Genomic DNA, 23,313 nt, shown 5'->3' with positions numbered 1-23,313 from the left:
TTACGGCTATCTCTTTATTTATAAAAAGGATGTGACCTACATGAAAAAACTTGAGCATAATACAATTGCAATCATTGTTGTTTTACTATTTGGATGTGTATTGTTTTATGTAGGAACAGATGGCTTTCGAGCATTTACAGCAGAAACAGCTAGAGTGAATCAATTAATAAAAGAAAAACCGAAATTTCCAGATGTAACGTTTGAGGATAGTTTTGGCCGTAAGTATTCTTTTTCTGAGTTTGAAAATAAATATGTATTCATTACATTTTTTTATACAGCTTGTACGACGGTTTGCATACAATTAGAAGTGAATATGGGGAAAGTTTATGACATGCTTCCCGAACAATATATTGACGAAGACATTGTTTTTTTAAGTATTAGTTTTGACCCAGAGAAAGACGATCCTGCTACGTTAAGTAGATATAAAGACTATTTTAATAGTGATGGAGAAACTTGGAGAATGGCAACCATTCCTGACCAAAAAGAGCTAGATTCGTTGTTACAGGAGTTTGGTGTCATTGTTATCCCTGATGGAAAAGGACATTTTGCCCATAACTCAGCTTTTTATATTGTGGACAAACAAGGCTTTTTAACGAATGTTTTAGATTATCGCGATCCTGAAACGGCTGCGGACGTAGTTAAGACTATACTTGAGAATGACAAGGGGGAGTAAATGATGGACCAGTTTAAAATAGGGTTAGCCTTATTTATTTTCTTAGCAATTCCTCCTGTTGCTTCTTTTATGGAGTCGGTTATGGTCATTCACATGCATATGCAAATGCCGATGCTTGTGATCGCAGGTTTATTAATGGCACCTTTTTTTCAAAAACAATTTCCGAATTTTTTTGAGAAGTGGAACGAAAATGGGATACCAGGGATACTTTTGTTTATCATCATTATAAGCTATTGGTTACTCCCAAGAACGATGGATGAAGCGTTATCATTAACAAGTGTGGAAATCTTTAAATTTATTAGCTTACCGTTTTTAGCAGGAGTTCCTTTGCGTGACAGTTGGAAAAAACTTAGTGATTTCAGTAAAAATTTCGTGATCACTCTTTTTACAATCGTGTTTTTGGGAATGGGTTTCCTTTATATTTTCGTTCCAGTACAATTATGTAACAATTACCTTATTATTGAACAAATTGCACTAGGTTGGGCATTCCTATTAACTGCAGTGGGAATGATCGTTTATCTTTTATATGTAGCTTTTGTTGACCCTTCGGAATATGAGTGAATTGTAGGTGGGAAATAAGATGAATATAAAAAATATAAAAAGCGCAGTTTCATCTCAGAAGAATGTGAGAACGAATGACAAAAACTTACTCGTTGATTTGAAACTATTACTAAAAGGTCCTGTATTAATTGCCAATGTTCTTCCGGTATTTACCGGTTTTTGGTTAGCGTTATTTGTTTCAAACGCTTCCTTCTATGAGTACTTTGATGTGTTCGTTTTCACGATCATTGGGAGTACACTAGTAATGGCTGGTGCACTAGTTCTTAACAACTGGTACGATGCTGATATTGATGCGATCATGTCGAGGACGAAACAGCGACCAACAGTAACCGGCAATATTTCGCTAAAAACGGTATTAATTATAGGGATTACGCTAACGTTGCTTGGATTTCTTTTCTTATTTTTCACCACTGTGGGGGCAATCTTCTATGCATTTATTGGCTGGTTTACCTATGTGTTTTTGTATACGATGTGGTCAAAACGGAAATATACACTAAATACGGTAGTTGGAAGTGTATCAGGGGCAGTGACGCCGTTAATTGGCTGGGCAGCTATAGCCCCCTCCAATCATATCATTCCGATCATCTTATTTTCGATCTTGTTTATTTGGCAAATGCCCCATACATTTGCAATAGCAATGAGGAAATATGAAGAATACAAAGCAGCGGGGGTTGCTATGCTCCCTGTTGTTCGGGGATTTAAAATGACGAAAAGGCAGATTCTCGTTTATGTCGCATGTTTACTGCCGTTACCTTTTTATTTACATGAGCTTGGTATAGTCTTCGTTGCGATTGCAACAGTTCTTAATCTTACTTGGTTAGGGATAAGCGTTTACGGATTGTTTACCAAGGACGATCAAAAATATGCGTACGTGAGCTTTCTTTATTCAGTCAATTACATCAGTATTTTATATGTGTTTATGATCTTAGTGACAATGCCGGTATTCAAGTAGTGAGACGAAGGACAGGGACTTGTCCCCCTGTTCTATGGAAAAATATAGTTAATAAACAATAATAAGGGAAATATTTGTGAAAATGCTTTAATTTTTTATAAATTCAACTGTCGATCGAAGCGATTAGTATGTGTATGCGGACATGAGGTACGTTATTTTGTCGAAAATGGCTATGTTTGAAAGTTAAGCGGACATTTGTTCCTTTATTTGCTGAAAACACCTTCGATTCGGGCTGATTTTTTAAAAATAGCGTACCAGATGTCCGCCAAAATCAAAAAAACGCTAAGATTCATAAAATAACGGAATAGATGTCCGTAAAAGTGTATCGGGGAGTGACAGGCACTAAAAAAATATGTAGGGATTGGACCTTGACCACTCACAATACTTTATCGGACGGACCAATCCCTTCGTCCAAACTATTCATTTAAAGTACTGGTAAGGCAAAGGAAGTTAACTGTTTGGTAATAACTTGCGGGGATGATCTATGAGGCTCGACTATTATAGAAAATTACTGTTTTTCATTAATCAACTGTAACACATGTTGGTGTTCTTCTTGAATTTTACCAAATTGCTTCATTTCGCTACTGAGTTCGAGTTTAGTATCATCTAGTTTTTTCATCATACTACCATAATAAAAGGCGACTTCCTTACGCATTTCTGCTTGCTCAAGGGCAATTGCGTCTTGTCCACTTTGTAGGTTAGCTTGACCGCTTTCTAGGTTAGCTTGTCTTCTTTGGAGGTCTGCTTGAGCCCTTTGAAGGTTTGCTTGTCCTTCTTTTAAAGAGATAGTGTCTTCTTTTAATGAACTGATCTCCTTTTGCATAGAAGCTTGTCCTTTTTGAAGGTCAGCTTGTCCAGTGTCTAAAACGTCTAATTTAGTTAATATTTGCTTTAACATTTCTTCCATGATTTCACCTCCTTTTTTGATTATTATAGTACGTCCACTCAACAAATTTCAATCCTTTTTATATTGGGACAAGGGAAAGATTTGTTTCATCAGAAAAGTATAAAATTTTAGCAATGATGAAAATTCTGGATGCTCATTATTAAGTTCCTAACGTAAGTGCAACTACGCCCCTTTTTAAACGCTTAACTCTCAAAAAGCAAAGTAATTTAGTTTTAGGAAGTCTGATTTTAAACAAGGCTTTTCAAATAAACATTGTAGTAAAAAGAAGTTTTTGGTGACTTAAATAAGCAAGAGAGCATCTCTTGCTTATTTTAATTTTTTCCTACCTCTCCGTAAGTTTCATAGAAGTTGAAGTTACAAACTTCACAATTGAGTGTGCCATCTTGTATAAGCGCTTGCTTTTTTCTCTGTTCTATTAATCGGCTATTTCGCTCTTTTATTTTATGAAGACGATAAATTTCCTTGCCTTCTGGAAAAATTTCTTCATCCAATATTGCCGCCTCAGGTTCATTAAAAGATATCTTCCCATTCCTAATCCAATCACCAATTTCTATTTCTTTTGATAATAGTAAAAAATCATGCTGCGATATCTCTCGAGTAGTAATCACAAAATTTCCCCAAGACTTAAGACTCCGTTTTTGACCAGACGTATTTACTCCGTTGAACCAATCTAACCGTTCTCTGATTTTAGGGTCTGACAAATCAATAGGATCATCATATACTACCAAGTCTTCTAATTCAGCAAACCAAATAAAATCAATGTAATTTGGATTATCTTGCAGCTCGGGTCTTTCTACTGGAGTTTCTTTTAACACCGCATGGGCTTGTACTGACTTTGTACGAGACGTATAAAATAAAACCATACTTCCTTTTTCTATGGATGCAGGATCAAGAGTTTTCGTTTTCCTGAAATTTGTTCTGTTAAATCTTCTTTCTTGCTCAAGATCTGAATTAGGTTTAATAAAGTATTGCACGAAAGTTGTCACCACCAACAAAATAAGTTTGTGTTTAGTATGGAAGGAGTTATTTTTATTATTCTTTAATTAAAGAACATTAAAGGTAAATCGAATGTTAAATGGTAACTTATTTTTCTTGATAACATTGTATATTTGGATATAAGGCTATTAATTCCTACGTAAAAAAACGATATCGTTTTTTTACGTTATAAACCCACTTAAACAATAGGGAATGTTGTTAAGAGGAAAAGGAGAAATTAACTTATAGGGAACGCCCAATAGAGATAAATTAGTAGAAGGTTTGCTATGATTTCTAAAGGAAGGGAAGTGTTTTTTCAGGCGGTTTCGAATTCAAGTTGGGCTAATGAAGGCTATTTAGTTGCGGTAGATATTGATACGAGCAATGATAATTTAATCCACTTCGGGGAGTTACAGGCACCACTAATCAATAAAACTTTGCCGTAAAATGGAAAATAGAGCGGAATTATAGTAGAATATGTAAGTAGAGTGATAGATTTTGTAAAATTCACAAGATTGACATTCAGTGCTTCAATTCTTGAAATATATTAATTATATTAGCTTTTCGCGAAAGAGGTGAACGACATGGCTTTTTCTGTTCCAGAAACAATTAGACAAACGGCGACGGCAGGGGAACGGTTACTGTTTCACACGTTAAAGCAGTACTTGCCTGATGATTATATTGTTTATTTTGAACCTGAAATTCACGGGAGACACCCAGACTTTGTGATTCTTGGTCCTGATTTAGGGATGGTAATTTTGGAAGTGAAAGATTATACGAAAAATACACTCTTTCAATTAAATCAAGATGAATGGATCATTCGCACTTCATCTGGTGAGCAAAAAACGGTTAAAAGCCCAATGAAGCAAGCACGTGACTATATGTTTCATATCTCAGACGTGTTGAAAAAAGACAAGAGCCTCATTCAACTAGAGGGGAAATACAAATTTAATTTAAAATTTCCGATGGGGTACGGTGTCGTTTTTACTAGGCTTTATCAAAAAGACTTTGTAAAAGACGGTCTGTTTAGCATTATCGATCCTAATCTTGTTTTATCAAGAGATGAAATCGATCCTGACAACGAAAACTTTTCTGAAGAAATTTTCATTGAAAAAATTATTAACATGTTCGTCGTCCCGTTTCGACTGAATCAATCATTAACGAATGATGAAATACGAGCGATCCGCTATCATCTATTCCCAGAAGTTCGAATTAGCTGTGAGTTTAAGCAACCGGTTCCATACCAAGATCAGCTGTTACTTTCACTACATGATATAAAACTGATGGATCTGCATCAAGAAAATTTAGCGAAACAATTAGGCGATAAAAATCGTTTAATTCGAGGTGTCGCGGGGAGTGGTAAAACGCTTATATTGGCGAGTCGTGCCAAGTTACTATCGAAAGATCATCCCGATTGGAAGATTCTTATTTTATGCTACAATATCTCACTTTCACAAAATATAAAACAAATGATTAATCTCATGCTGCAAGAACCAGATTCTTTATTTGATTTTGACTTTAATGAAAATCCAGAAGGGAAAGTAGCTAATAAAAATAACATTACCGTTCGTAATTTTCACGAATGGTTAAAACACGATTTGAAAATTAACGAAGGTCGTCTCCCGACCGTTTTAGAAAAACTTGAAAATAATGAAGTAATCTTACCGAAATATGATGCGATCCTCATTGACGAAGGTCAAGATTTTCAGCCGGAATGGCTAAAACTCGTTAGCTCTTTATTAAATCCGACGACACAATCGCTATTACTCGTCGAAGACCGTGCCCAAGTAATCTATCAGAGAAAGCGCTCGTACGTAAAAGATACTGGCTTAAGTTTTCAAGGTCGTTCGAAAATTTTAAATATCAATTATCGCAATACCGCCCAAATCGTCGACTTTGCCTGGGATTTTTACCAAACCCATTCATCGCTAAAAAAGAAAGTCGTCGAACAAACCGTCGAAGGCATTGAAATCATCGCGCCACAGTCAACAAGACGAAAAGGCCCAGAACCTGGCATTTTAAAAGCCGAAAATTTCACGAAAGAAATGAAGATCATCGCCAAACAAATCACAATACTCCATGAACAAAAAGGCGTTCCTTACTCAGAAATGCTCATCTTGTATCGCGTCAAGCGAACCCACAAAGTCAACATCATCGACACGATCCAACGAGCCTTAAAAAACGAAAAACTACCTTACTATTGGATTACCGAAGACGAAACATCCAAGCGAAACTTCGACCGCGACGAAAACACGATCAAAATTAGCACGATCGACAGCAGCAAAGGCCTCGACTTCCAAGCCGTATTCGTCGTCAACCTAGACAACATGCCTTTCCCACTCGAAGAAAACAAAGAACGCGAAGTCTCACTCCTATATATCGCCATGACACGAGCAAAAGAATACTTATGTGTCTCTTACACTGGCGAGTCAGAGTTTACCGCGTATTTTGAACAGGTGAAGGAAGAGCAGATATTAAAGAAAAAAGAGCATGACCAGAAGAAAGGTAGTTAATATGAATGAAAAAATAAGCCAAATCATTCACTTAGCGATCAAAGATGTATGGTTAAATGATCTGAAGAACGATTATACAAACCACTTTCTTCTCAAAGAAGATTCCTTAAAAAATGCATTCTATTTTCATCTCAGAACTAGATTAGGAGAAGCTTTTTTGAACGAAAATCATCTCCGTATTTTCACAGAGTATTATGTTGAAGGTGAAAGAATCGATTTAGTCGTTGTTGAAATAGACCCTGTAAGAGCAGAAGGAAATTATTTGGGGGATGTTGTAAAAAGAGTATTAGCCGTAGTAGAAATGAAATATAAAGGGTGTTTTGTTAGTGATACTGTATTTTACAAAGATATAGAAAAAGTAATGTCATTTATAAATAGTTGGGGCAGTAACACAAGTCATTACATAGCATTTTTACAAGAAAAGTATTTTAAGAGGGAAGAAGTAGTTAACTGGTTAAGTGACGAACAAGCAGTGACGGCCAGTGGAAAGTTGACAGAGTTGTATGCCTATTGGGATGAAGATAGTGATGAGGCCGTGTGGAGGGTGGTGGAGTATTAGGTTTTGTGCAGTTAAATGAATGAAAAAGCACCTAATACGTTGTTCATTCTTAGAAAATGGTATTATTTCGGTATTATGGCTTGTGTGGCAAGATCCTAAAAATAGCTTATATCATGTCGGTACATTATCATATTTTAATGGGAAGTATGAATTTAATTATACAGATGCGACTGATGAGTAAATGAAGCTAAGTGAAGCACAATCAAATGGATATATGCTACACCCAGCTTTTCCAGACCCACATAAAAAATATATATCAAACTGCCTTTTCTCTGCTTTTGATCGTCGAATACCTTCCCCAGATCGACATGATTTTTCAGCAATTGTAAAAGATCTAGGCTTAACTGAAAAAAGTTCTAAAATGGACTTGTTAGAAGCGACAAGAGGTCGACTAGCCAATGATTCTTATTCGTTTGAACGTGCACTACGGGTAGAAAGTGATGGTAAGTTGTTGCATACTAGTTTCTTTAAAAACGGCATGCGATACTGCCATTTACCTGATAATTGGCCAACGTTTTTGCAAATTGGGACTGCTGTAAACTTGAAACATGAGTCTAATAACAAAGTAGCCCCCTATGCAGTAGGAGTATATACTTTAACTGGTACACATATTGGCTATGTCCCAAGGTTTTACTCTAAAGCTATATCCTCTTTATTAACTGATGGCATTGAACCTAATGCCGTAATAACGTACGTTAATGAAAAATCAACTCCACATTGGTGGGTGAAGTTGAAGTATGAAAGTGAAATCTCTGGTACACAGAGATGGATTTATGATAACTTAAAATCTGCTTCAGAAATTTCACAGCATGTATAAATATTTAGCCAGACGCTGCACTTTCTGCATCAGTCTGGTTATTTATATATTAAAATTTATGAATAGGACATTCTATTAATCTCATAATCTTAAATAAAAAAGGAAGGATTTGAGATTAAGTGTTAATGGTAAAATATTTATCAGCAAATGAAATCAAGGTCAGGCATCAATATTTACCAGGACGTAACACTGCTAATAAAAAGTATCCTATCGTTATAAAATCGGAAAGACCATTAATGCATGTGTACGAAGATGAAGATGGCAATTACCTTTTATTCAAAGGAATTGACGTATACCATACGTTAAAGGTATCAAATAATTCATATAAAGTTCCATGCCAGATTCATTGTACTACATTGAATTTATATGATTGGACCATTAAGCTTTTACAAACCTCTTATAACGAAAATGTGTATTGGAAAGTTAAGTATGAGTTAATTAAGGTGTTAATAAATGAGGATAATAAATCTTCAGTACAAATTAGCCGAGATAGTGGTGTTGATATAGAAGAAATTGAAAAACATATCGTTGATTCAAAAGTTCCAGATCATATTCAAAATCTCGCTATTAAAAACAATAAGGAAAAACTAATTAATGAAATTTACAAAGAAAAGTGTCTAACTGAGGTTTGTAAATCTTTGTTATACGAAGCGGTTTTTTATGAAGAAACTCTTTTAACTGACACTAAATTTAAGTTATTTAAGAAATATATTAAATCAGGGTTTAAATTTAATCCACTAGCAAGTAACGCGTTAAAAAAACTTAATCAAATTGTAGATAAAGACACTGCTTTAAAGTTTTATTGGTCTTCATTAAATTCTGACCCGCCACCTTACTTTTACCGAAGTTTTTACTTAACAATATTAGATATTAATCGAAATAAAGAAAATAAACACGTTAAAATACAGACATTTTAAGGTTGGGATAAAATTAAGAAGTGCGGGATATAAGCTCATATCTTCTTTAGTTTCATAAAAAAGTCTTACAGGAAATGTAAATTTATAAAAAAATAAATTAACCAAAACAGCGACAATCCCCATTGTCGCTATTTTTTTGCAGGTTTTCCCACCTTCCTGTCGAATAGGTGGTATTGTAATGGAAAAATATAGTTAATGAACAATAATAAGGGAACATTTGAGAAAATGCTTTTATTTTTTATAAATCCAATCGGCGGATCAGATTGATATGCTCGTTTCTTTTATTAAGTGGAGCGGCCTTCGCTGTATTATCAAAGTTGAGGTTTATACTATAAAAGAATAATAGTTTTACGGATATTAGGGTGTCGGAGAGTTGAAGGTTTAAATATTTTTGAATGAAAATCACTCACAAATATTCACAGAGTACCACGTTTAAGGAGATGTTTTGAAACATGATTATTCAAGACCTGCACTCAGTGGCACCACTATAATTTTTTGGCCGTGAGCACAAAAGAACTTCCGTAAAATGGAAAATCTAGCAGAAATATAGTGGAATATATATAAATATAGCCACAGATTTTTGTGAAATTCACAAAGTAGACATCGTGTGCATGATATAAAGAGCTAAACTTACTTTTCTTAAATAATACAAAGAAAAACTTAGGCTTTCTTGGAGAGGTGTTATTGATGCGAGAAGCATATCATGTTTTAGAGAAAAAGATAGAGTCGCTACCATTAAAGCTCACTGGTCAAAATGTAAGACATTATAAACAACTTGCAATAAAGGGTGTTTACATTTGTCCTTATTGTGAAGCACAATTAATTGTCAAATATGGTGAAATGAGAGAAATACACTTTTCTCATAAACAATCGGAAGCTTGCTTGGAATCCCGAACTGCTGAAAAGGCAGAAAAAAAGTATCGTAACCAAACCGTTAGAGAGAGTGAAGCGCATAAAACATTCGTTGATATTTTTATTGATGAGTTAAATGTAGCATCGAAAACTAACCGGAACGTTCGTGTTGATTACGGGTACCGTGCCAAAAAAGAGTTGAATTACTTCCCAGATATTTGGTTAAAAATCAATAATAACGAAATTGCAATGTCCGTTGTGACAAATGTAAGCGCGAATGAAGATCCTACGTTAGCGAAGGATATTAAAAAGCGTCACAAATACTTTATTGAAAATGGAATGCATCCTGTTTGGTTTATTGAAAGCAAAGAATTGGCAATTGAAAAAGAAAAGCAATCCATCGTTTTATGGGAAGTAGAAGAAAGCATTGCTCTTAAGACGAAAGAAGATAAAAAATGGGAAGAAGATTTGAAAACAATTGCTACTGATCTATCGTTTTTTAATCTTTATAATTACACACCCTCCATGCATAGGTTAAATATCAACGTACAAAGTTTGTATTATGTACATTCGTCAGATGGTGGAATTTCTATTTCTATTTATCGCTTTCTGAAGGACAGAAGTATTAAGCCATTTAGAGCCTTCTTATTAGGTGAGGGTTATGACATCCCATTTTCTAAAGCGTTAGTTATAAATGAAGGTAGGCTCAACTTAAGCAATCCAATTATTGATAAAAAGAATAGGGAAGATTTTATAGCCCATTATAATTCATTGGTAAAGCAGCATCAAGAAAATGAGCGGATAAAAAAAGAGTATGAAGAACAACAAAGAAGAGAATTAAGTAAAAAAAAGCATGTTGAACAACAGCAAAGAAATGAAAGAGATCGTAATAGGGCATTAGAGGAAAAAATAAAAAAACAAAAAAGAGAGGAAATGCAGAAAAACTTAAATACATTACTTGAAAAAGCTAAAGATTATTTAGCTAACATCCCATTTGAAAATTACAGTGAAGCACAATTATGGTCTAAACAATCTATGTTCATATCTGATTTTAAAATCAAATATATGAAAGGTAAATACTTAAATATCGATATTGATAAGTTTACTTTTAAAATGGAGCAGTTAATTGCTGAACAATTTGTAGCTAAACAACCACTTAGAAAAGTTAAACAACAAAAATTAAAAGAAGAGATGTTAGCAATTGTAGAAAAAGAGTTTAATAAAAAGAGTTTAGATTATTTGAAAAAAAATACTTTGGCTACTGATCCGTATATATCGATTCCTTTATTTGAAAATATGTTAACAAAACTAAGTAACTATGCCAAAAAAGCGAATTGGAAGTTCCGTGTAACTGATTGGATAGACCGCTCAGACATTGGTCAATGTTTAATAAATATCATTAATGAACGCGAAAAAACCGAAGGACAAGAATTAAGGCGAAAGCTAGAACAAGAACAACTAGAGAAAAACAGACTTTGCGATGAAATAAAGGACATGCAACAAGTTGAAGGTGTCCAACTTGTTGAAAATGTCGATGAACTAAGAAATTCAGATTTTAAAAAAATCAAAGAGCAACATAAATTTGTATTGAAATTATATGAGAAAAAGACAAGGCTATCATTATTTTGAAATTGAATGGCTCATCATACTACAAAGCAAACGAATGGTCAATTTCAGGGAGTTACCAGGCTCGCTATATATCTAATCACATTGTATGAACTCATTAAGAGGATGCTCGAACCTATTGGTAAACTTTGCTATAATTTGTAGAGATAATAACCAAATAAGGAGCTTTTAATTATGAACAACCCATGCCCATTCTGCACCCCAGAAAACATCGTTTTATCCAACGAACTAGCATACGCGATTTTTGACATATATCCAGTAAACAAAGGACATCTATTAATCATTCCGAAACGTCATGTGAGTGGCTTTTTTGATACGACGACAGAAGAGAGAGAGGCGATCAATGAGTTGCTGGAACAAGGAAAGTCATTACTAGAAGAAAAGTATCAACCAGACGGCTATAACATCGGCATTAACTGTGGCGAAACGGCTGGTCAAACGATCTTTCACGTTCACGTGCATTTAATTCCACGTTATGAAGGGGATATGGAAAATCCGAGAGGTGGAGTTCGTGGCGTAATTCCGGAAAAAAGAATTTATTAATACTAAAAGGAGAAACGAATATGCCTACCTACAACAAACTCGTCCGCGATCGCATCCCTGAAATTATCGAACAAGCAGGGAAGAAGTATACATCTTCGACTTTAAATGACGAACAGTACTTAAAAGAGTTAAAGAATAAAAGCTTTGAGGAGCTTGAGGAATATACATATGCAGCAAATGACACTGAGGCGATTGAAGAGTTAGCGGATGTGCTTGAAATTATTCATGCCTTAGCAACTTGCCATGGCGCAACCTTTAAAGAACTAGAAGAAATCCGCCGGCAAAAAGCCGAAAAACGTGGTCGCTTTCAAGAGAAAATCTTTTTACATGAGGTCGAAGATGACTAAGGCGCAATTAATTACGGAACAGTTAGTCGAACATCTCGTCCAAGGTATCGAACAGGCCTCAAGTATTTGTATATTAACATCCTTTGTGATGAAGTCGGGCAGTGACATCCTTCGTGAGCCGTTAAGAAAAGCCGCAGAGCGTGGAGCGGATATTAAAATTTGTACAGGGGATTACTTATTTATCACCCAGCCGGAAGCGTTAAAAACATTAATGAATATTCATGAAAAAATTGAAGTGCGTTTATGGCAAAGCAATGGGACGTCATTTCACCCGAAGGCTTACCTTTTTCAATTTAATGACGAAGGACATCTCATCGTCGGTTCGTCCAATTTATCAAGATCGGCCCTAACGACAGGGGTAGAATGGAACCTTTCGTTATCGGAAAGTCCTGACGTATACGCTGAAGCGCTTGATCAATTTACAAAACTGATGTATCACGAGCGAACGATCGAAGTGAATGAAGAAACGCTGAAAACGTATGAAGAGACGTATGAAAAATTTCATCAAAGTCACCCGAACCTCGTTCGTACGTGGACGAAACGAGAAGAAATCGAATTAATGTTACCGACACCAAAGAATGAAGAACCTGAAATCATCCAAGAACAACAAGCACCATACGGGGAAGAAATCACTCCACGTTTTGCCCAAATTGATGCCCTTGATGAACTAGAAACGACGTTACAAGAAGACTATAAAAGTGCACTCGTTGTCATGGCCACTGGATTAGGGAAGACGTATTTAGCAGCATTTTTTGCTCAACACTTTCAACGTGTTCTTTTTATCGCACATCGTGAAGAGATTTTACATCAAGCAAAAAACTCATTTGAACACGTCAACCCTGGAAAAACGTACGGGATCTACAACGGAAAGCAAAAAGAAGGACATGCTGACTATGTGTTTGCCTCGATTTTCACATTAAGTATGAAGCAGCACATCGAAGCTTTTTCAGCGGATGAATTTGATCTCATCGTCGTTGATGAGTTCCATCACGCGGCAGCGAGTTCGTACCAACGAGTGTTAGACTATTTCCAACCGAAGTTTTTACTAGGCATCACAGCAACGCCTGACCGAAATGACAATAAAGATGTTTATGCGATTTGTGATGGCAACGTCGCGTTTCGGATCGACTTTCTCGAAGCAATCCAACGACAATGGTTAGCGCCGTTCCATTATCATGGCGTTTACGATGATACAGACTACCGCCAAATTACTTGGCTTGGTAACCGCTACGCGGAAGAAGAACTGTTGCAAGTACAACTACGAGAAGATATGGCTGAAAGAATTTTAAAAGCGTGGGAAAAACATAAGCAAACGCGAACACTCGTATTTTGTTCATCGATCAAACAAGCCGACTTTTTAGCGAATTATTTCAATGAAAATAGCTATAAAACCATTGCCCTTCATTCAAAGCAAGTGGAAGTCGGGCGTAAAAAAGCGATTCAATTACTTGAAACAGGGAAACTTGATGCGATATTTACCGTCGATTTGTTCAACGAAGGAGTCGACATTCCAGCCGTTGATACACTTCTATTTGTGCGCCCAACCGAATCACTAACCGTTTTCACCCAACAAATCGGTCGTGGATTACGACTACACGAGGATAAAGATTATTGTGTCGTCATCGACTTGATCGGAAACTACCGAAATGCTGATGTGAAACTAAGCGTTCTTGATACGGCTAGAGAAGCAAAAAAGACCAAACAAATACAACCAGCAGTTCCTGCGGGCTGCGTTTTTGAGCTCGACACACAAGTCATCGACCTATTAACCGAAATGGCCAGAAAACGCCAACCACGAAAAGAAAAGTTAAAAGATGATTACTTCACATTAAAACAAGATCTGGGCAGAAGACCGACGTACTTGGAGTTACACTTAAAAGGACAGTCAGAAGTAAAAGATTATAAAGAATTTGGATCTCTTTTCGGCTTTTTGTATTGGGCTGATGAACTAAGTAAACGTGAAAAAGAGGTGTTTAAACGTTATGAACCGTGGCTTGTTGAAGTTGAAAAAACTAAGATGAGCAAAAGCTATAAAATGGTCGTATTATTAGCGATGTTAAATAGAGGCTTTAGTGACTGGTATAAACCTATCACGGCAAAAGAAATCGCACCTTTTTTTCATCAATACTTAACTGAAAAAGAGTATCGAAAAAAAAGGGATTTCTCTGACAAGGGAACAAAACGCCTCTGGGAATATAATGAAAAAGAAGTAAGTAAATTAATAGTTGAAAATCCCATCACATTTTGGAGTGGGAGTTCAAAAGGATTAGTGACGTTTGAAGATAACCAGTTTGCGTTAAACTTTGATGTTGTCGTAGAGGATGAAGAGATCCTTTATGAATGGACGAGGGAGATTTGCGAGTACAGGTTGCATTATCATTTTGAGAGAGTAAGTAAGTTTTAAAATGTTAGACACGCTCAATATTTGTTGGGCGTGTTTTTATTATCAGTATTTTGTACGTTATCTTAAATAGAATAATTAAATTATTTTTCATCATTAAATTTTATTAAGTAAAATTACTTATATCATTAACCTCTATTTTAACTTCATAATAGTCTTGATTATAATAAGCCTAAAAATAGTTAACTAAATGTCTCAGGTTAATATTTATGAAGTGTTTCTCTCAAGCTTTCCTTTTTATAAGCCGTATAGTAAGATATTATAATATAATAAAAAGAAGAGTAATTCTCTGAAAAACATATCATTTTTTAAAGGGTGAATAGGTTGGATAATAGTTGGGGCGGTGTAAGGGAAGGTTCTGGAAGAAAGAAACTTCCTGAAAAAGATAAGAAAAAAGGATATACATTTCAACTAACATACGACGAAATTACTTTTATAGAATCATTTGAAGGTAAAAATAGAAGCGAATCGCTCAGAGAGCTGGTCGATGAATATAAAATCTTGAAAAAACAAATTGAAAAATCAAATTTAGAATGATAGAATGAAATAAAATATAGTAGAGGAGATCAGCTTGATGGAATATAAAGTTGGTAGTTTATTTGCCGGTATTGGGGGCATATGTTTAGGGTTTAAAAATGCAACCCATGCAGACGGCTCTTATAAAATGGTATGGGCAAATGAAATTGATGAGTATGCTGTAGAAACATATAAGAAGAATTTCAACCATCCTATGATTGATGGAGATATTGAAAAAATATTGCAACCAGAACGGGAAGAGAATGAGGAGTTACGATCGGATTATTACAAAAAGCGTGAACAAATCTTACAACATCAAATCGATGTGCTTACAGCTGGTTTTCCTTGTCAGGCGTTTAGTATTGCTGGGTACAGGAAAGGGTTTGATGACGAACGCGGAAACCTGTTCCTAAGTATCATCGACCTGATTCAACAATTAGGAGAAAAGCATGAGAAGCCAAAAATGTTGTTTTTAGAAAATGTGAAAAATTTGAAGTCTCATGATAAAGGAAGAACATACAAAGTTATTAAAGAAAAGCTTGAAGAAGAAGGTTATTATGTAAAAGAAGCAGTGTTGAATACGAAAGAGTTTACTAGATTGCCTCAAAACAGAGAAAGAATATACATCATTGCTTTTCGAGATTCGATAGAAGCGACAAATTTTACGATGTTTGAGAATCTTGAGAATTTTAAAGTGGAACGGAATCAAGTAGAAAGAGTTGAGGCAATTGACGGTGTTTTAGACTTACATTTAACAAAGGAAAATGCTGATAAATATTACTATACAAAGAAAAAATACCCTTCATACTTTTTAACGGAAGAAGAATACAATAATATAGATGAAACGGAACGAAAAGAACATAGAATTAATATCGACGAAGAAATAACAGAAGAGTACCAGTTTTATCAAGTAAGAAGAGGGATGTACGTTAGGAGAAATATGAACGGAGTATGTCCAACACTTACAGCAAACATGGGTACTGGTGGTCATAATGTTGCATTAATCAAAGTAAGAGATGGCGTCAGAAAATTAACTCCAGCAGAAACATTTAAACTGCAAGGATTTCCTATTGGTCAGGGTTATGAACTTCCAAAGGATTATAAAGGTCGCCCATTTTCTGATGGAAGGTTATATAAGCAGGCTGGTAATGCTGTTTCAGTAGATATGGCACAATTAATCGCTGAAGAAATGCTAAAAGCGGTGACAATTACAAAAAAACATTTCTATGAGGATGTTATAGTAACAAATTAAGTATAATTATGACGAATAGGTGGAAGGTTAATTTACTTCGGTAAACTAACCTTCCATTTTCATTCATTAATAACATTTGCTATAATTACCATATATTTGATGTGAGGGTGGATAGCGATGTTTTATATAAGGGAAGCAGCTGACAGAAAAAGCGAATATATCGATTTGTTAAAAGAAGTAGGTTCACTTTCTAATCTTTTTTCAGAAAATCCGGTTCCATACTTATATTACCGCGCGGCAGAAAATATCTTTTGCCGTGCTTTTAATGCAGAAAACTTATCTCGCGGTGATGTTTCTGCTGATGCAGCGAAAAATAAAATAGGTATTGGATTAAAAACATTTATGCATGGAAATGGAAAGACTCTGCAAAAAGTAGCAGAATTTAATAAAGATGCGAATACGTTTGAAGGAAAGGAAGCTGAAGAAATTGCCACGATCATTTCTGAGATGAGAAATGACCGACTTCAGTTTACAGAAAGAGCATACGGGTTAAATGAGATGATTTACCATATGGTGACAAGGGAAGAGGGGAAGTTTCACCTCTTTGAAGAACCAATGGACCATATAGATTTATCTAGCCTTAAAGTGTTAAAGCGTACAAAGAATGCCGTATCATTTAAGGATAGACATGCGGAATATAATTTTTATATTCCGAAAAGCACTTTGTTTAAAAGGTTTATAACAGATAAAGCGATAGAAACTTTTGATGTAGACATACTAAAAGATCCATTTACTCATTTGTTAAATAAACCTGAAGATACACTCTATCTTGTAAAGGAAAAAGAGGTAAAAGAAGAAACTTTTGATTATGTATATCTTCCTTTATATTCTCCAAATAATGGTGAAGTTCATATAAGTAGTGGTTTAAATCAGTGGAATGCTAAGGGGAGGAAGAGACATCATGATGAACTATATATCCCTGTACCAGTGTGGATTCATAGGGATTTTAAAGATTTCTTTCCATATCAATTAGGGAGCGGACAAACAGGTACACCATTTACTTTAAAACTCCCAGATGGTATAGAGTACACTGCTAAAATATGCCAAGAAAACGGAAAAGCCCTAATGACAAATCCAAACAGGTTGCTCGGTCACTGGTTGTTAAGACACGTACTTCAAATCCCAGTAGGTAAACTTGTTACAATTGACATGCTAGAAAGTATTGGGATTGATTCGGTTAAACTTACGAAACTCTCAGATAATAAGTTCAGAATTGATTTTGCAAAGGTTGGTTCCTACGAACAGTTTGAAAATGAATTTAAAGATAGCAAAAAATAAAACCATAGATCCAAGTGAATAAATATGTGTTTTCATAAAATATTAGCCCCCCTTCATTATATTAATCAAGCAAAACCTGTACAATTTATTCTAGCAGTCACAACATTTCATCACCTTAACGTTTAATGTCTTTTTCCTTAATGATTTAACATACATTCGCTTATTTTTTTGGTTAAGGAAAAACGATTCGGAAGGGGTGGACACTAATGAGATAGAATTATGCGATCTTATTAAGAAGGTGAAGGAGGAAAATTTGGCTTTGTTGGTTTAGTTAACGCTAATAGTATTTAGGATGTTTATACCTGTTGCTGGAGGGTCTTAAATTATTGCAAAAGTACTCCTCTAGCTTTTCGGTAGATTGTTCGATGTCAATATTAACTTATGAATTCTTTTCTTTTAGTTATATTAATAATTAAAAGTTATATTTTTAAGGAGTTGGAAAAATGCAACAACCAGAGCCTCAATCAATCAATTTTTCAACATTACTTACTGACATTAAAAAAGGTTTAATAAAAATCCCACAGTTCCAACGTGAGTTTGTTTGGTCGTTAGAGCAATCTGCACAACTCTTAGATAGTATCGTTAAAGGGTATCCTATTGGGAGCTTTATTCTTTGGGAAACCAAAGAGCAGTTAAGGTTTATTCGAAATCTTGGTGGAGCCATTTTACCCTACACACCTGAAGGTCATTCAACTCAGTATGTATTAGATGGACAGCAACGTATGACAACGCTTTTTGCTTGTTTTGAAGGATTAAGAATTAACAGAAATAATAGGGAAGAGGATTTTTCCAAAATTTATATCGACCTAGAAGCGGAAGTAGAAAATGATGAACCGCTTGTCATTATCGACATAGAGGGTAGAGAGGAGAGCGAGTTAATTACACTCCAGGATTTACTCTTTGGTGGGAGGAAAATTTATAGAAATTATGATGAAAAATATGATGAGAAATTAGATAATTATAAGGAGCGTTTCCAGTCATATCGTTTTTCGACCATTTTACTAAGGGATGTGCCTATTGATGTGGCGACGGAAGTGTTTACGCGTCTAAATGTTGGAGGAAAAAGTTTATCCGTTTATGAAATTATGGTAGCAAAAACCTTTGATCCTAGTAGAGATTTTGATTTAGAGAAGAAATATAAACAACTTACTGAAATCTTCGAAGAAATAGAGTATGATACAGTTTCTGCATCGACCATTCTTCAATCTGTGGCCGTTATTTTAACAAAAGAATGCACAAAATCAGTCATTCTAAAGATACCGAAGTCAGATTTTATAAGTAATTGGAAAGAGGCTATCGAAGCGATTAAATCAGCCATCGATTACTTCCGAAATTTTTATCGAATTCCAGTTTCTCGAATACTTCCGTACAATGGTTTAATTGTACCTTTTGCGTATTTCTTTTTTTATTATAAACATCGACCGTCTGGAAAGATAGCTGATTATCTTCAAGACTTCTTTTGGCGAACTTCCTTGTCCGAACGGTATTCAAGTTCATTAGAAACACGAATTAGTCAGGATATCCGTAGGATTGATCAAATTCTTAATGGGGAGTACCCAAAGTATGATTATCGAGTAAATATTGATCCTAAAGAGATTATTGATAACGGTTGGTTCAGTGTTGGACGTAGTTATATTAAAGCAATTCTATGCTTGTACGCTTTTCAACAACCGAAATCATTTATGGATAACTCGATTGTATCTATGAATAATAATTGGCTTAAGCAAGCGAATAGTAGAAACTATCATCATTTTTTCCCGAGAGCTTTTCTTAAAAAAAGAGGAGAAGAGGAAGTGCGAATTAATAATGTGTTAAATATTACTATTGTCGATGATTATTTAAATAAACGGAAAATTGCAGCAACCGCACCATCTGATTATATGAATCAATTCCGAAAAGAAAATCCACAACTTGAAGACACAATGAAAACTCATCTAATTGATAATATTGATGAATATGGCATTTGGACAGATGATTATAACACTTTTTTTACAAAACGAGCGGAAAAAGTTAGTGAAGAATTAAAAAGACGCTTAATATTATAGTTCGAATGCGTGAAAAATTGTAGTAAGTTTATTACATAGTTCATAAAGAAATGCTGGTAAGTTTACTAGCGTTTCTTTTTGTGCTTAATTTAATTCCGAAAACATAGTATTTATAATACATTTTAGTCAATGTAATTAAGTTAATCTCAGGCAATCCTCAAAAAATTTTTTTCCACACAAATGCCCCACTACGCAGTAGATCAGTCATCTTTCACTAATTAAATCAATTTTAAAACATCTTGTCCTCAGAAATATCCTTACATTTCCTTTCATATATCTAATTGAAGTGCTTTTACTGACAGCTTAGATTAACGAAAAGAGGGATGTGTAATGGCAAAGGTTGTTTCATTTTTGAACATGAAAGGTGGGGTAGGGAAGACGACGCTTACTTATAATTTGGCTTGGTATGCTGCGCACAATAAGCATCATAAAGTGTTAGTCATTGATCTTGACCCACAGTCTAACCTATCACAATCGTTTATGGGCGATGAGGGGTATCAGCAATTTTTAGAAAATAATGATGAGTCTGTCATTGATGTTTTTGAAATAAGTAGAGGAGAGTTTAACGATGAAATCATTCATATCGTCGAAGAATGGACAGATGGGAGTTTAATACATATTGTCCCTTCTAAAATTGAACTTTCAAGGACGTTGAAAAATCCGACGATGAAAGAACATAAATTGCGCAAGTTTGTTAACACCGTCAAAGAAAACTATGATTTAGTTTTAATCGATTGTCCACCAACTGATTCAATTCTTTCAGTCGCCAGTTATTTATCAAGCGACTCATTAATCATTCCCGTCAAACCTGAAAAGCTAGCGATTATCGGTTTGCCTCTTCTAGAAAGCAGCATTGCAGAATTTAATAATGACTATAGAGGTGAGTTTGAAATTAATGTAGCTGGCATCATTTTTAACAATGTGGAAATGGGTGATCCCCCTGAAAGTCGAATTTCGAAAAGAGAAGTAAGGGCGATTGCGGAAGAAAACGATTGGTATGTCTTTGAAAACGAAGTACGTACCTCGAAGGCTTATGTGAATGCGATAAGAGAAGGAAAACCGATGTTTCATGCGTCAAGAGTGAGAGAACACGTCATGGAAGAGTTTTATGTAGTCGGTGATGAATTTTTACAAAGGATTGGCTTATAATGACACAACCATCAAAGCTATTATTATTAGAATTGATCATGTTAAAAGAAAAGTACAATCAAAAGGCGTTCTCCGAAGTCAAACAAATCCTTAATAGTGAGGATCATGCCATTTTAACGGAAATCATAGCCTCATTACAAGCTCTCGACAATAAGAATAAAAAAACACCGACTGCTCCAAAACAAACCATCATTACTGCGGCAAATGAAAATGTAGAAATTTCAAATGAAATAGAAAAACTAATAAGAGATAAAGAAACATTTAAGCGAGTAAAAGAATTGCAAGACTTCGTTTCTCAAAAAGTAAAATTAACGGCCAAAAAGAATACGAAAGAAAAATTAATCGAGATTTATTTTGAAGAGGTAAGCAACTATTCTGAAGCAGAGTTACAAAAAGAAAAAGAGTTATTAAATGAGATAAAAAATTCTAAACAAGATGTGTCTGCCTTTTTAGGAATGGCAAAAGAAATTGTTAAATCGAGAAAGAGGAGCGATAGTTAAGACTCTTAAACAAAAGATCTCTATGTCGATTGTTGTTTTAGCAAACCCTAAATCAATCGATAATAGGTCAAAGGCACCGAAAGATATCCAAAAATCGATCATTAAAGTAGATCAGCTAGTCGATTTCTTGTCAAAAGAATTTACGGCATTAAAAAAGAAACTTTATGCTTGATAAGCAAGTGTACGAAATTGCAGACTTTATATCGGAAAATCACCAACCAAAACCTTTGGATTTAGTAAAGTATTTCTTGGAGACTGACGATGCAACCGCAACCGTTGAAGTCGAGGAAAAACCCGAACCGGTTGAAACTGTCAATGAACAACCTTTAACAGACGAGGATCTCAGTATAGAGTTAAAAGCATTCAGGTTAGCTCAATCGAAAAAAGAAAACGTCAAGGCGTACTTAATATTCTATAACTCTACCTTAGATGAACTCGTCGCTGAGAAACCATCTACGAGTGACGAACTATTAAAGATCAGTGGCTTTGGAAAAGTGAAAGTAGAGAAATATGGAGCAGAGATTGTTGAGATTATAAAAAAGTATGTTTAGTTTCAAGCACCCGTACTGGGTGTTTCTTTTTTATTAATTAAACAAAATCCATCTGCACAACACCTAAATCTTATTGAAAAATCGATTGTTTTTGTCACCGCTTCCCCTCCTAAACCTGTACTTATATAGTAAAGACAAAATTTTAATAGGGAAGAGTGGCAATAAGTGAAAGAGTTAGATGTGCAAAATGCTTTAATTATTAATCCGATTTTAATAGAAGAGGGTTTGACTTTTAAGGAGCGTGAAGTTTGTTTAAATGGCAAGCGGTGTGACCTTTTGTTTATTGATATGGGTTAGCGAATAATCCAGATGCTAGGTTTATGTTAGTTGGTTTAGATATTTTAGATGGGTTGGAAGAGGGGCTTGTAAAAAAAGGTTATGAGTTTAAATTGTTAGATGAAACCGAAATTTCTAAGTTGATTTCATAGCTTATGCACGTGACTTTTCAAGGGAAACCTAGTGCCAGTGAAAATGACGATAATGACTGGTTAGACGAAGTGCGCTCGCTCGTTTTCGCCATACGGCAAAGTTGAAGTCGATCGAGATGCAACAAACGTATGTAGAAGATCGCATTGATTTTTTATTAACAGAAGTAACGAGAATGAGAGAAAGAATAAACCGGTTAGAGAGTTTTGGTGAGAGGTGAACACCTAAAGAAGCGAGCGGGATCTCTTGCTTCTTTCAGGTCGCCGATTACCGCAATTGAAATGTACCACCTCTGACATAGCATTTACCACCAAATGAAAAAAGTGTACCATTGAATGTCCGCCTGTTTTACCACTGGCTGAAGTCCTGCTAGTTGAGTGAATTTCATAATTACCAAAAACGAGTAGTATGAAACTATATGTAGTTGCGAGCCATTAAACAACTACATTATAGGCTTGATGGCGAAAATATCGAATTATGAAATTCACTTAAGATTATAAAAGATGTTATAAATATTTTATTAATTTTCATATAAGAACAGTTTTTGCGAGCGGTCGAGATTGCTTTGTACTGCGTAGTAGACTCAATACTGCGCAGCAGTTGTTTTCATTTTTAGGTGAATTTTGAAATGATGATTAGGCTACCGAGAAATTATCGACAGCCGGATTGTTCCGAAAGAATCCATTTTGTTACGCCATATTCCGCATAGTCTGGGTAAGCTTTAACTCCAGCAACTGATCAAGTAGTGATTATATGTCCAGATTTTGTGGTAAATGTTAGTATTACTGCGGCGATACTGTTTAATAAACCTTTAATATTTACGTTAACCATACTGTTTCATTCGTCAGTTTTTAACGCAGATAGTGGTGAATTAGGAATTATTCCAGCGTTTAAGCGACACACCAATAGCGTCTTTAGCTACTTCTACAATTTATTCACTATCATAATTATTA

General features: G+C 35.0%; 24 protein-coding genes and 1 pseudogene. 22 read left to right on the top strand and 3 right to left on the bottom strand.

Features of this window, described 5'->3' with window-relative positions; all coding sequences use genetic code 11:
- Positions 1–40 precede the first annotated feature (40 nt).
- The 3 genes from BKP35_RS16770 to cyoE are packed head-to-tail and all read left to right on the top strand — an operon-like array spanning position 41 to position 2,186.
- Positions 41–673: an SCO family protein gene (locus BKP35_RS16770; RefSeq protein ID WP_071314535.1), complete on the top strand. Its 633-nt coding sequence runs from the start codon at positions 41–43 to the stop codon at positions 671–673.
- Positions 674–676: 3 nt separating this feature from the next.
- Positions 677–1,234, top strand: coding sequence for a hypothetical protein (locus BKP35_RS16765; RefSeq protein WP_139192907.1), 558 nt, complete (start codon positions 677–679; stop codon positions 1,232–1,234).
- Between the two features lie 19 nt (positions 1,235–1,253).
- The gene (gene cyoE, locus BKP35_RS16760; RefSeq protein ID WP_071314533.1) at positions 1,254–2,186 is read left to right on the top strand and encodes a heme o synthase; all 933 of its coding nucleotides are present in this window, start codon (positions 1,254–1,256) and stop codon (positions 2,184–2,186) included.
- Between the two features lie 508 nt (positions 2,187–2,694).
- On the opposite strand, the gene BKP35_RS16755 is transcribed toward cyoE, so the two are convergent.
- On the bottom strand, positions 2,695–3,093 hold the full coding sequence (locus BKP35_RS16755; RefSeq protein WP_071314532.1) for an HlyD/EmrA/EmrK family protein: 399 nt from the start codon (positions 3,091–3,093) through the stop codon (positions 2,695–2,697).
- Positions 3,094–3,404: 311 nt separating this feature from the next.
- Positions 3,405–4,067: a hypothetical protein gene (locus tag BKP35_RS16750; protein ID WP_071314531.1), complete on the bottom strand. Its 663-nt coding sequence runs from the start codon at positions 4,065–4,067 to the stop codon at positions 3,405–3,407.
- Positions 4,068–4,355: 288 nt separating this feature from the next.
- Here BKP35_RS16750 and BKP35_RS19710 point away from each other — a divergent pair, with 288 nt between their 5' ends.
- The 19 genes from BKP35_RS19710 (at position 4,356) to BKP35_RS20155 (ending at position 22,231) form a co-directional block, all read left to right on the top strand.
- On the top strand, positions 4,356–4,514 hold the full coding sequence (locus tag BKP35_RS19710) for a hypothetical protein (protein WP_211274637.1): 159 nt from the start codon (positions 4,356–4,358) through the stop codon (positions 4,512–4,514).
- A gap of 138 nt (positions 4,515–4,652) precedes the next feature.
- Positions 4,653–6,581 carry a DEAD/DEAH box helicase gene (locus BKP35_RS16745; RefSeq protein WP_071314530.1) on the top strand — a complete coding sequence of 643 codons (1,929 nt, stop codon included), beginning with the start codon at positions 4,653–4,655 and terminating at the stop codon, positions 6,579–6,581.
- A complete protein-coding gene (locus BKP35_RS16740) occupies positions 6,559–7,140 on the top strand; it encodes a hypothetical protein (protein ID WP_245741989.1) in 582 nt (193 codons plus the stop codon). The genes BKP35_RS16745 and BKP35_RS16740 overlap by 23 nt, the downstream gene beginning before the upstream one ends.
- Before the next feature lie 19 nt (positions 7,141–7,159).
- Entirely contained in the window at positions 7,160–7,321 is a 162-nt protein-coding gene (locus tag BKP35_RS20000; protein WP_245741988.1) for a hypothetical protein, read from the top strand.
- Positions 7,322–7,957, top strand: coding sequence for an HIRAN domain-containing protein (locus tag BKP35_RS16735; protein WP_071314528.1), 636 nt, complete (start codon positions 7,322–7,324; stop codon positions 7,955–7,957).
- A gap of 125 nt (positions 7,958–8,082) precedes the next feature.
- Positions 8,083–8,874 carry a hypothetical protein gene (locus BKP35_RS16730; RefSeq protein WP_169819252.1) on the top strand — a complete coding sequence of 264 codons (792 nt, stop codon included), beginning with the start codon at positions 8,083–8,085 and terminating at the stop codon, positions 8,872–8,874.
- 687 nt (positions 8,875–9,561) lie between these two features.
- Positions 9,562–11,355: a competence protein CoiA family protein gene (locus BKP35_RS16725; RefSeq protein ID WP_071314526.1), complete on the top strand. Its 1,794-nt coding sequence runs from the start codon at positions 9,562–9,564 to the stop codon at positions 11,353–11,355.
- A 171-nt stretch (positions 11,356–11,526) separates the two neighbouring features.
- On the top strand, positions 11,527–11,895 hold the full coding sequence (locus BKP35_RS16720; RefSeq protein WP_071314525.1) for an HIT family protein: 369 nt from the start codon (positions 11,527–11,529) through the stop codon (positions 11,893–11,895).
- Positions 11,896–11,915: 20 nt separating this feature from the next.
- On the top strand, positions 11,916–12,242 hold the full coding sequence (locus tag BKP35_RS16715; RefSeq protein ID WP_071314524.1) for a nucleoside triphosphate pyrophosphohydrolase: 327 nt from the start codon (positions 11,916–11,918) through the stop codon (positions 12,240–12,242).
- Positions 12,235–14,646, top strand: a complete 2,412-nt coding sequence (locus tag BKP35_RS16710; RefSeq protein ID WP_071314523.1) for a DEAD/DEAH box helicase family protein — start codon at positions 12,235–12,237, stop codon at positions 14,644–14,646. Before BKP35_RS16715 ends, BKP35_RS16710 begins: the two co-directional genes overlap by 8 nt.
- A gap of 321 nt (positions 14,647–14,967) precedes the next feature.
- Entirely contained in the window at positions 14,968–15,180 is a 213-nt protein-coding gene (locus BKP35_RS16705) for a hypothetical protein (protein ID WP_071314522.1), read from the top strand.
- A 37-nt stretch (positions 15,181–15,217) separates the two neighbouring features.
- On the top strand, positions 15,218–16,411 hold the full coding sequence (dcm, locus tag BKP35_RS16700; RefSeq protein ID WP_071314521.1) for a DNA (cytosine-5-)-methyltransferase: 1,194 nt from the start codon (positions 15,218–15,220) through the stop codon (positions 16,409–16,411).
- A 117-nt stretch (positions 16,412–16,528) separates the two neighbouring features.
- Positions 16,529–17,689, top strand: a complete 1,161-nt coding sequence (locus tag BKP35_RS16695) for a phospholipase D-like domain-containing protein (protein WP_071314520.1) — start codon at positions 16,529–16,531, stop codon at positions 17,687–17,689.
- A gap of 443 nt (positions 17,690–18,132) precedes the next feature.
- Positions 18,133–19,734, top strand: coding sequence for a DUF262 domain-containing protein (locus BKP35_RS16690; RefSeq protein WP_071314519.1), 1,602 nt, complete (start codon positions 18,133–18,135; stop codon positions 19,732–19,734).
- A 330-nt stretch (positions 19,735–20,064) separates the two neighbouring features.
- Positions 20,065–20,883, top strand: a complete 819-nt coding sequence (locus tag BKP35_RS16685; RefSeq protein ID WP_071314518.1) for a ParA family protein — start codon at positions 20,065–20,067, stop codon at positions 20,881–20,883.
- Positions 20,883–21,383: a hypothetical protein gene (locus BKP35_RS16680; RefSeq protein WP_071314517.1), complete on the top strand. Its 501-nt coding sequence runs from the start codon at positions 20,883–20,885 to the stop codon at positions 21,381–21,383. The genes BKP35_RS16685 and BKP35_RS16680 overlap by 1 nt, the downstream gene beginning before the upstream one ends.
- Positions 21,384–21,405: 22 nt before the next feature.
- Positions 21,406–21,555, top strand: coding sequence for a hypothetical protein (locus BKP35_RS19225; protein WP_169819251.1), 150 nt, complete (start codon positions 21,406–21,408; stop codon positions 21,553–21,555).
- Positions 21,548–21,934: an HRDC domain-containing protein gene (locus tag BKP35_RS16675; RefSeq protein ID WP_071314516.1), complete on the top strand. Its 387-nt coding sequence runs from the start codon at positions 21,548–21,550 to the stop codon at positions 21,932–21,934. The genes BKP35_RS19225 and BKP35_RS16675 overlap by 8 nt, the downstream gene beginning before the upstream one ends.
- Before the next feature lie 165 nt (positions 21,935–22,099).
- The gene (locus tag BKP35_RS20155) at positions 22,100–22,231 is read left to right on the top strand and encodes a hypothetical protein (RefSeq protein WP_281244264.1); all 132 of its coding nucleotides are present in this window, start codon (positions 22,100–22,102) and stop codon (positions 22,229–22,231) included.
- A 798-nt stretch (positions 22,232–23,029) separates the two neighbouring features.
- Here BKP35_RS20155 and BKP35_RS20210 read toward each other — a convergent pair.
- A pseudogene (locus BKP35_RS20210) lies at positions 23,030–23,254 on the bottom strand (SDR family NAD(P)-dependent oxidoreductase); the annotation flags it as partial.
- Between the last annotated feature and the right edge of the window lie 59 nt (positions 23,255–23,313).

Origin of the sequence: Anaerobacillus arseniciselenatis, from assembly GCF_001865995.1 — a bacterium.
GTDB classification, from domain to species: domain Bacteria; phylum Bacillota; class Bacilli; order Bacillales; family Anaerobacillaceae; genus Anaerobacillus; species Anaerobacillus arseniciselenatis.
This window is presented reverse-complemented; position numbering and strand designations above follow the sequence as displayed.